The following is a 4,347-nucleotide window of genomic DNA, read 5'->3' as shown; positions in this document are numbered from 1 at the left end:
CCTCCGCCGCGGCGCCCGTGGCCACGGCCCTCGCGGCCGGCACGACCGCGCCGGCCGCCGCGCCTGCGCCCTCGCCTGCGCGCTGGGCCGACGCCGTGCGCCTGGAGCGCTGGGACGAGGCCGAGGTGCAGCTCGACGCGTTGCCCGAGGCCGATCGGCAGCGGCCCGAGATGCGGTACGTCCGGGGGCGCGTCGCGCTCGAGCGGGGCGACGCGGCGCGCACGGTCGAGCTCTTCACGGGGCTCGAAAAGGAGCTGCCGCTGCTCGTGGACGACATCGTGCGCCGGCGCGCCGAGGCCGCGTCCGTCGCGGGGCCCTTCGCCGAAGCCGCGGCGTTTTTCGGCAAATCGAGGTCGCTCTCCGACCAGCATCGCGCCGCGCTCGCGCTGGAGAAGGACGGGCAGCTCGCCCAGGCGCGGACGACCCTCGATCGCGCGCTCGCGGGGGCCGGGCGGTCGCGCAGGAAGAGCGACGAGGCGAAGCTCCGGGCCGCCCGCGCCCGGATCGCCGAGGCGCAGGGCCTCTTGCCCATCACGATCGCCGACCTGCGCTGGCTCGCCGTGGAGGCCGCCGGTTTGCCCGAGGGCGAGGCCGGCGCGGTCGCGCTCGATCGGCTGAAGCAATCGCTCGCGCCGAAGGATCAGCTCGCCCGCGCGCTCGCGCTCGTCCGGGCGGGCCAGGCCGAAGCGGCGGTTCCGATCCTCGACGAGCTCGAAAAAAAGAAGACGGTGCCGCACCTCGACGTGCTCCACGCGCGGGCCGAGGCGAAGCTCAAGGCGCGCGATTATCCGGAGGCGGAAAAGGCGTTCCGTGTGCTCTCCACGTTGCCCGGCCCGCGCAAGGTCGAGGCGATGTATCAATCCGCGAATGCGCTCGCCCGCGGCGGACAGGCCGACGAGGCAATCAAGCGCTGGCTCGACCTCTCCTCGCGGTTCAAGAAAAATAGCTGGGCCGAGCGTTCGTTGTACCAGGCCGCGCGCTGGCTCCTGCTCCGCGGCCGTTATGACGAGGCCGCGCCGCTGTATACACGTTACCTCGCGCTCTTCCCGAAAGGCGCGTACCGCGAGGATGCCGAATACGAGCAGGCGCTCGCGCAGCTCTCGGCGTCGCAACCGAAGGTCGCGCAAAAGACGCTCAGCAGGCTCGCGAAGGCCGCGAAGAAGCCCGACGAGGCGCAAAAGCTCCGCGAGCTCGAAGGGCTCGCCGCCTTCCGCGCCGGCGACCGCGACGAGGCCGTGCGCATCTGGACCGAGGTCGCCCGTACGTTCCCGCTCTCCTTCGCCGCGCTCGCCGCCCGCTCGCGCCTGGCCGCCGCGGGCGCGCCCTTGCCGCCGTTGATCGAGCCCGCGGCGGCGCGCCCGGCGAATCCGCTCGACCTCGATTTGCCGGATCCGGCGCGGATGCTCGTTTCGATCGGGCTCGACGCCGAGGCCGAAGGGAGGCTTCTTCCCTTCGAGCGCGAGGCGGCCGCGCGGTTCGCCGGTCGCGAGGCCGAGGCGCTTTGCGGCATGTATGGCAAGCTCGCGCATGCGCGGCGTCGGTATCGGGTGGGCGTGGCGCAGGTGGGAATGCCGCAGCTCCTGCGCGCGCCGGGCGAGGCCGATCGCTGGGCCTGGGAGTGCCTTTATCCGCGGCCGTACCTCGACGAGGTGCAGAAGCTCGAAGGGGAGCACGAGGTGCCCCGCGGGCTCGTGCATTCGCTCATGCGGCAGGAGAGCGCGTTTGATCAGGAGGCGCTCTCGCCCGTGTTCGCCGTGGGCCTTTTGCAGCTCATGCCGAAGACGGCGGAGAAGGCCGCGGCCGAGGTCGGCATGAGCTTCGATCCGTCGCGGCTCAAGAGCCCACACGTGAATCTCCGGCTCGGCTCGTATTACATCGGCAAGTTGCTGAAGACGTTCCGGAAGACCCCGGTCCTCGCCGTGGCCGCCTACAACGCGGGGCCGAAGGCCGTGGGGCAATGGATGCGGCCGGGCGTGGACGCGGAGGCGGATCTCTGGGTCGCGCGGATTCCCTACGACGAGACGCGCAATTACGTGGCGCGCGTGCTCGGGAACCTGGCGCGATATCAATGGATGGAAGGCGGCGACGCGGCCGTGGCGCCGCTCGCGCTGGAGGTGCCGGTCGACGTCGAGGTGCCGCCGGACGCTTATTGAGGGGGCAGGGGAGGCGGGGAGGGGGCTCGATCGAGGCGAGCCCCCCTCGGGTTCACGTCACGGGCAGGCCATGACGTTGTTTGCCGCGCCGGGCGTGGGCTGCCCGACCTTGAACTTGTCGCCATTCTTGCGGCCGTCGCCGCAGCGCTGGATCGATTGCGTCTCCTGCACGCCGCCCGAGCCTTCGCTCACCTGCGTGCGGCCCGGCGTGCCCGCGGGCCCGATGAGGACGTCGAGCAGGCCGGCGTCGGCCGTTTGCCCCGTGGAATAGACGAGCACGTCGATGAGGCCGTTCGCCTTGACCGCCGTGCCCGTGGGGAACGACGCCGGAGCGGCCTGGTAAATCGCCACCGCGTCCTGGCCATTCTGGATCACGTTGACCGCGCTGAAGGCGATGGTCGGCGCGGGCGTCATCCCCGGGCTGCCGACGAGCAGCATGCCATTGGCATCCGTCGTGCCGGAGAGCGCCGTCACGGGCGCGTACGAGACATCGCCGTTGCCATTGAAGAGGACGAGCGTGTAGCCCGCGAGGCTCACGTTCGGCACGCCCGTCGTGATCTCGACGAACTCCGCGGTGTCCGTGCTCATCTGGTCCGAGTCGAGCTCGTTGATGAGCAGGTGAATCACCGTCATCTGGAACGGCGCCGTGTCGCCGCTCGGCGTGGTGACGACGAGGTCCTGCAGCGCGATCGGCGTCGTGTCGGGCACGTTCGTGATCGTGATCTGCGTGTTGTTGTCGACCGTGAACGTCTGATCGACGCCGCCGATCTTGACCACCGTCGCGCCCGTGAAGCCATTGCCGGTGACGACGAGCTTGCCGCCGTGCGCGAGGACCGGGTAATCGACCGACGTGACCTTCTGGGCGACACACGCCATGTTGCCCGCGCAATCCGGATCGGCGCAGTCGACGAGGCCGTCGCAATCGTCGTCGACGAGGTCGGCGCAGGCCATTTCCATCGTCATGCCGCTCGGGCAGGCGCACGTCATCGACGCGGCTTCGCAGACGAGGCCGTTCGCCCCGCACGACTTGCCCGCGCAATCCGTGTCGGCGCAGTCGATCGCCATGTCTGCGTCGTCGTCGGTGCCGTTGCTGCAGTTCTCTTGCGGCAGACACGCGGGATCGGCGGCGCAGTCGGGATCGGCGCAATCGACCATCATGTCGCCGTCGTCGTCCTTCATGTTGCCGCAGTTCTCGACACACTGAGGCGCCATCGCGCAATCGGGGTCGGCGCAGTCGATGAGGTTGTCGGCGTCCTCGTCGAGCATCGCGGTGTCGCAGACTTCGGGCGTCGCCACGTTCGCCGCGCCCGGCGTGATCTGCGTGGTCGCGCGCCAGTCGACGCTGTCGTCGCTCGTGTCCTGCCCGTTCGGATAACGGATCATCGAGCGGATCGGCGAGGCCGCGGCCTGGTTGTCGGACGCGGTCGTCGCCGTGCCCGAGACCAAGGAGAACGTCTGGCCGCCGAGCATCACAGCCGTGATCTGGCCGTCGGGCGTGCCGTTCTCGTACGAGAGCCCGTCGAGCAGCGTCTTCGACTTCGTATCGAAGAGCGCGATCCCGTCCGGCGCGCCGTTCTGGATGTTGTCCATCGGGTTCGGGAGCGACACGACGATCGCGGCCGGATCGATGTTCGTCACGCCCGTCGACGCGACGACGACATACCCGCCGGCCGCGAGCAACCCGGAGAGCTTGCTCGGGGTGCCGTAGGTGACGTCCGCGCCGCCGGGGCCCGTGCCATTGACGAGGATGACCTCGACGCCGTCGAGCATGACGTCGCCGCCGGCATTGTAGATCTCGATGAACTCGGCCGTGTCGGCGCTGGCCTGGTCGTAATCGACCTCGTTGATGACGAGCTTGCCGCACACGGGCGCCATCGCGCAGTCGGCGTCGGCGCAGTCGATGTCGCCGTCGTTGTCCTCGTCCGCGCCGCCCGTGCAAGCCTCGGCACACGCCGCCGCGCAGTCGGCGTCGGAGCAGTCGACGTCGCCGTCGCCGTCGTCATCCATCCTGTTGTTGCAGATCTCGGTCGGAGGATTGCCGCCGCCGGAGCCGCCCATACCGCCGGATCCGCCCATGCCGCCGCCGCCCATCCCCCCGACGCCGCCGGTGCCGCCCATGCCGCCGCCGCCCATGCCGCCGGTGCCGCCCATGCCGCCGCCGCCGCCGCCGCCGTCGCCGCCCATGCCGCCGACG

Annotated in this window: 2 protein-coding genes; one reads left to right on the top strand and one right to left on the bottom strand. The window is 70.5% G+C overall.

Going from position 1 to position 4,347, the window contains the following annotated elements:
* A partial coding sequence (locus QHF89_RS49670; RefSeq protein WP_284722018.1) for a lytic transglycosylase domain-containing protein occupies positions 1-2,153 on the top strand: 2,153 nt, incomplete at its 5' end.
* Positions 2,154-2,210: 57 nt separating this feature from the next.
* On the opposite strand, the gene QHF89_RS49665 is transcribed toward QHF89_RS49670, so the two are convergent.
* A partial coding sequence (locus tag QHF89_RS49665) for a lamin tail domain-containing protein (protein ID WP_284722017.1) occupies positions 2,211-4,347 on the bottom strand: 2,137 nt, incomplete at its 5' end.

The organism is Polyangium sorediatum, assembly GCF_029946465.1.
GTDB classification, from domain to species: domain Bacteria; phylum Myxococcota_A; class Polyangia; order Polyangiales; family Polyangiaceae; genus Polyangium; species Polyangium fumosum.
Note: the sequence above shows the minus strand (reverse complement) of the source record. Positions and strands in the feature narration are given on the sequence as shown.